Consider the following 5475-nt stretch of genomic DNA (forward strand, 5'->3'; position numbering starts at 1 on the left):
TCATTGTTTTATAAGTGCGGTTAGTTATTTATGAATCAGACGGTTTTGTTTTCGCCTGTGAAACTACTTTACACTGCTTTACAATTTTTAATCAACTGTGTCGCTTTTGTAAAGCTGATAGAACCTATCAGCTTTACTTATTTAAAGGCAAGCAACGAGGTCAGGATACGCCGAAGCTCTCTTTTGTATGAGTAGTGATTCTAAAATTCCCTGCTTTTCCGAATTAATCAGAGATAGCGATTTTAATTCAACTAGGAAAGTGTCAAGATAAGCTTATATCGAAGTGAAAAATCAAGTGCAACGAATTAACGATGACAGAAGCTAAAAACGTAATCGGTGGAAACCTAGATGTCTGCTGCACTTCTCCCATGACCGGGTTTTACCGCGACGGTTTTTGTCGCACAGGTGGTCAAGATTTCGGGTCGCACGTCGTATGTGCCGAAGTGACATCAGAATTCCTGGAGTTCACCAAATCGCGGGGGAACGACCTGAGCACACCTGTTCCTGATTCTAATTTTCCTGGACTGAAGCCTGGCGATCGCTGGTGTTTGTGTGCTTCTCGCTGGCAAGAAGCTCTCGAAGCTGGGGTTGCTCCACCCGTCATCCTCTCTGCAACCCATGCTAGAGCTTTGGAAATGGTTTCCCTAGACGAACTGAAAAAACATGCCCTAACTTCTTCTTGATTGGGCATTCCATTGTACTCAGCATTCCTAACTTCCCACTCCCCAGTTCAAAATCAACTCACTGGAACTTCCAAAGGTAGTTTTAATACATTGGCAACCATAGCAATCAATTTAGTAGGGTCAATTGGCTTAGATAAATGCTGCTGAAACCCTGCTCTTAGCGCTTCTAAGCGGTCTTCCTCTCGCGTGTACGCCGTTAAAGCGATCGCTGGGATACGTCCACCTTTTTCTGGTTCTAAAGAGCGCAGTTTCCGAATCAGCGTATAACCATCTTGCTCTGACATGCCAATATCGCTAATCAGGATATCTGCTTTTGCTTGTTCAATTACTGCTAGCGCTTCATCAACTGACGCTACCGCAGTAGCTACCGCCCCATACTCCTCAAACATAAAACTGAGAAAGTTACGGGTATCTGCTTGATCATCTACAACTAAAACTCTTAATCCAGCCAAGGGCACAGAAGCCACAGGGGAGGAAATTTCTCCTGTGGCTTCTCTATTTCCCCTATTAGCCCTATTGTCTTGTAGCAGTGGCAGCCTTACAGTAAAGGTTGCTCCTTCTCCTGTGCCTGGACTTTGGGCAAAGATTGTACCTTTATGCAGCTCCACTAGATGACGGACGATCGCTAGTCCTAGTCCTAGTCCATTGTGCGATCGGGTTGTGGTGCTGTCTGCTTGCCGGAAACGCTCAAATACTTTGGGTAAAAACTCCGAACTGATGCCAATCCCCGTATCGATAACTTGAATTTGGGCATACTGAGATTTTGAATTTTGAATTTTGAATTTTGGATTACTGCCTTCATCAGTGTTTGAAGAGTCTAAATTTTCACTATCAGATCCCAATCCAAAATCTGAAATCGAAGATCCAAAATAGACAGATAGCCTAACTTCTACCCTGCCACCCTTAGGGGTAAACTTAATCGCATTAGTTAGTAGGTTCCAGACAACTTGCTGTAACCGGGCTGGATCGCCATAAACTGACCCTACCGAAGTATCCAGGACAGTATTTAACTTAATATCTTTTGGTTCTGCTAGGGGACGCACTGCCTCTAGGGCTGCCTCCATCACTGAAATCAGATTCACAGCAGATACATTTAATCGCAACTGACCACGGATAATCCGGGATACATCTAAAATATCTTCAATTAGTTGCATCTGAGACATCGCGTTGCGTTCAATCGCCTCTAGGGCCCGGGAAGTGGCTTTGTCATCAAGTTTCTTAGAGCGGAGGATTTTTGACCAGCCCAGCATCGAGGTTAGGGGTGTACGGAGTTCGTGAGAGAGAACGGCGAGAAACTCATCTTTCATCCGATTTGCTGCTTCTGCTTCCTGTCTTGCCGTCTGTTCTCGAATTACTTGAGCGCGGACTTCTTCTGCTTGCTTGCGTTCAGTAATATCTTCGAGAGTGCCTACATATCCGAGCAATTCTCCTTGACCGGAAAGCATCGGTGATGAGCGAACCTGTACCCAACGGACGATGCCTTGAGCAGTTTGAAAGCGAAACTCTTCAGAATAGTTGCGACCTTCACGAATGTAGTCAGACCAACTGGTAACGGCTCGTTCTCTATCTTCTGGATGAACAGATTCTAGCCATCTCTTTTCTAAACTCTCTGCCGCTTTTAAGCCACAAATTGTCTGATAGCGAGGATTAGTATACCTACAGCCTCCTTCAGTATCAATTTCAAAAATGCCAACGGGTGAACAGGTACTCAGCGATCGCAATCGTTCTTCACTTTGCCTGAGTTCGGCATTCACAGCTACCAGCTGCGCTGCTTGTTGCTTGACGGCTTCTGTTTTCTTAAATAGTTCTACGAACACTGTGACTTTAGAAGTCAAAATATTCGGGTCTAATGGTTTGAGCAAATAATCAACTGCACCCAAGGCATAGCCTTTAAACAGCATTTGGTCGCTGCTGCTAAAGGCGGTGAGAAAGATAATTGGAGTGTGACGCGATCGCCCCCGATTGCGAATCAAGGTAGCAGTTTCAAAACCATCCATCCCTGGCATTTGCACATCTAGCAAAATTACCGCATAGTCTTGATTTAGCAGACACCTCAAAGCTTCTTCCCCAGAAGTAGCTCTCACGAGATTCTCTCCCAGTTTTTCTAGGATTGCCTCTAATGCCAGCAAATTTTCTAGTTTATCATCCACTAGGAGGATGTTTACTTTGGGTTCCATCTGCATGGGTTTATTTCCGTATAGAGTGACAAAGCTTGACCATTTGAGAAGCGATGTCTGAGAGTGTCAAAATCCAGTCTACTGCAACAGCAGAAATTGCTGCTTCTGGCATAACGTCGCTCTCCGCTGTGGTAGGTTCTTGTACAATAGTAAGTCCTCCCCGCGCTTTTATTTTCTTAAGACCTTGCATACCATCTTGATTTGCCCCTGTCAATATTACACCAATAACTTGCTGGGTATAGACATCGGCTGCTGACTCAAACAGCACATCGATAGATGGTCTGGCATAGGAAACAGGCTCATCAGTCGAAAGAGCAAAGTGATCTAGTTCAACCAGCAAGTGATAATCTGCTGGAGCTAGGTAAATATGTCCTGGTAGTATTTCGTCTTTGTCTTCCACTTCTCGAATCGGCAACGAACTAGATTCTTGTAATAAATCCTGGAGTGTGTTGTTAGACTCCTTGTGACGGTGTTGCACGATCGCGATCGGCACTAGGAAGTCTGCTGGTAAGTTCCCCAGGATAATTTTTAATGCTGATAATCCGCCCAAAGAAGTACCAATTACCACAATTTTAAACGACACTTGTTTAGTCCTCACACCTGTAGAATGTGGGTTTCAATCTTAGTGTGACTTGATGGCTCATAAAATCCTTTCAACATTCTCCAGTTCCACCACAGCTACTAACTTACCTTGATTCGCTTTTATACCAACTACTCAAAATTATATATTTTTGCTATTTGCATTACAATTAAAGATTTTATCATTGTGAAATACTTCACAGAAAAATATTATAAATAGGCTTTTTAAAATATTATTTAATGCCAAAATCGATACATTATAGAAATATTTTTTTGCTAACTAACTAACATTTAAAATTTTAATCATTATTGTTTTGACAATTCATAAAAATTTACTTAAGCTAAAAGATAAGTTAAGCAAATCAACAAACGACAGCGATTTGGTTTAGCTACATCAAAAATTGCTGTTGCAGACTATTAGCATGAGGAAATTAATCACAACAAAGTTATTCGTTATAGGCAAGTTTATTAAATTTGTCTACAAAAAGCTAAGACATGATTAAGCGTATTGCACCGCGCACATATTGAACATATTTTGGTCATTTATGGATAGATACTTGTGGTGATATTAGTGAATATCCATCAATCATTGAAGTTTGACTAGCGATTTTAGATTTTAGATTTTGGGTTATAGATTTTGGATTAGGGTCTTCTAGTTTATGCTCCATCAGGTGCGGAATAAATCTAAAAGACGCTCGATAACTCTTTGCTATAGCCTCTCCAAGAGTTGAGGCTGTGCTATCGGTAATCTAAAATTGGCAATTCCATTATCCAAAATTGATTGACCAAAGTGCGGTAGATATGTCCAGGAGAAGACAATGCTTGAATATTTGACATCTTTGAACGACCACAACTTACCCTATCCAGATACGATTCATCCCATCGTTGTCCATTTCGTAATAGCGATGGTGTTGTTTTCCTTCTGCTGCGATGTAATTGGCTATTTTACTGGGAAAGCCAGTCTTTTTGAGGTGAGTTGGTGGAATATGTTAGTTGCCACGATCGCCATTTTCGTCGCAATTATTTTTGGTCAGTTTGAAGCGGGTTTAGCACAACCTTACAGCCTGGCTAAATCGGTGCTGAATTTGCATACGCTGATTGGTTGGTCGCTTTCGGGAATCATCACGGCGATTACAGCTTGGCGCTATGTAATTCGTACCCGCAACCCGCAAAAAGTACCGATTTATTATTTGGGAGCCGGACTAGTTTTGACTTTGATAGTTGGTTTACAGGTATATCTTGGAGATGAACTTGTTTGGGTGTATGGATTGCATACAGTGCCAGTTGTGGAAGCACTAAAGGATGGTCTATTGCGATGAACTCAGAATTGATTGACCAATTGACCGGCTCTCTAGGCGCAAACGGATTACCTTACACCATTCCCATTCATCCCAACCTAGTCCATCTGACAATAGCTTTGTTCATCATTGGGATGACCTTTGATATCGTTGGTGTTCTGTTCCCCTTCCAAAAATGGGTCTTCAAATTTTTGGCAATTACTGTGGAACGTGACAACTTATTTGATGTTGGCTGGTACAACATGCTAGCTGCCAGCATGATTACATTTTTCACGGTGACAGCAGGCTTTTACGAAATGCTGTTGGCAACACCACCAGCTGATACCAAGAGTGCCTGGGGATTGCAGGCAATGGAAACCATGCTCTGGCATGGTGTGGGTGGTGTGTTGTTATTAGCACTAATTGTTGGCATGACCATCTGGAGAGGATGGCAGCGCTTCGTTTGGCGCAAAGACGCAGACAAACAAGTGCAATGGAGTTATCTACTCACAGGGGTAGGAGTCATCTTGATTATGTACGTCCACGGGACACTAGGGGCGCAAATGGCTACCGAATTTGGCATACACAATACAGCAGATAGTTTGCTGCGATTGGGTCAAGACCTCAACACAACACTCAAATAAGTCATTAGTCATTAGTCATTTGCCCATGCCCTATGCCCAATAACCAAAGACCATGAAAATCCAGAAGATTTTAAATATTTTGACGCTGCTTACAGGCGCGATCGCAGTGACTGTT

Annotated in this window: 5 protein-coding genes; 3 read left to right on the top strand and 2 right to left on the bottom strand. The window is 42.7% G+C overall.

What is annotated here, in order from left to right; translation table 11 throughout:
• The first annotated feature begins 311 nt into the window (after positions 1-311).
• Entirely contained in the window at positions 312-683 is a 372-nt protein-coding gene (locus tag V7K40_RS10505) for a DUF2237 domain-containing protein (RefSeq protein ID WP_334793197.1), read from the top strand.
• Positions 684-736: 53 nt separating this feature from the next.
• Here the strand turns inward: V7K40_RS10505 and V7K40_RS10510 are convergent, their stop codons facing one another.
• Both V7K40_RS10510 and V7K40_RS10515 read right to left on the bottom strand, forming a co-directional pair.
• The gene (locus V7K40_RS10510) at positions 737-2866 is read right to left on the bottom strand and encodes a response regulator (RefSeq protein WP_334959212.1); all 2130 of its coding nucleotides are present in this window, start codon (positions 2864-2866) and stop codon (positions 737-739) included.
• 4 nt (positions 2867-2870) lie between these two features.
• A complete protein-coding gene (locus V7K40_RS10515; RefSeq protein ID WP_334959214.1) occupies positions 2871-3443 on the bottom strand; it encodes a chemotaxis protein CheB in 573 nt (190 codons plus the stop codon).
• 814 nt (positions 3444-4257) lie between these two features.
• Here V7K40_RS10515 and V7K40_RS10520 point away from each other — a divergent pair.
• Both V7K40_RS10520 and V7K40_RS10525 read left to right on the top strand, forming a co-directional pair.
• Entirely contained in the window at positions 4258-4758 is a 501-nt protein-coding gene (locus V7K40_RS10520; protein ID WP_334959216.1) for a DUF2231 domain-containing protein, read from the top strand.
• Entirely contained in the window at positions 4755-5360 is a 606-nt protein-coding gene (locus V7K40_RS10525) for a DUF2231 domain-containing protein (RefSeq protein WP_334959219.1), read from the top strand. The genes V7K40_RS10520 and V7K40_RS10525 overlap by 4 nt, the downstream gene beginning before the upstream one ends.
• Positions 5361-5475: the final 115 nt, after the last annotated feature.

Source organism: Nostoc sp., from assembly GCF_036917195.1.
GTDB lineage: Bacteria > Cyanobacteriota > Cyanobacteriia > Cyanobacteriales > Nostocaceae > Nostoc.

Coding starts and splice junctions, on each gene's coding strand:
- V7K40_RS10520 (WP_334959216.1), top strand. CDS start 4,258: ATGCTTGAATATTTGACATCTTTGAACGACCACAACTTACCCTATCCA.
- V7K40_RS10510 (WP_334959212.1), bottom strand. CDS start 2,866: ATGCAGATGGAACCCAAAGTAAACATCCTCCTAGTGGATGATAAACTA.
- V7K40_RS10525 (WP_334959219.1), top strand. CDS start 4,755: ATGAACTCAGAATTGATTGACCAATTGACCGGCTCTCTAGGCGCAAAC.
- V7K40_RS10505 (WP_334793197.1), top strand. CDS start 312: ATGACAGAAGCTAAAAACGTAATCGGTGGAAACCTAGATGTCTGCTGC.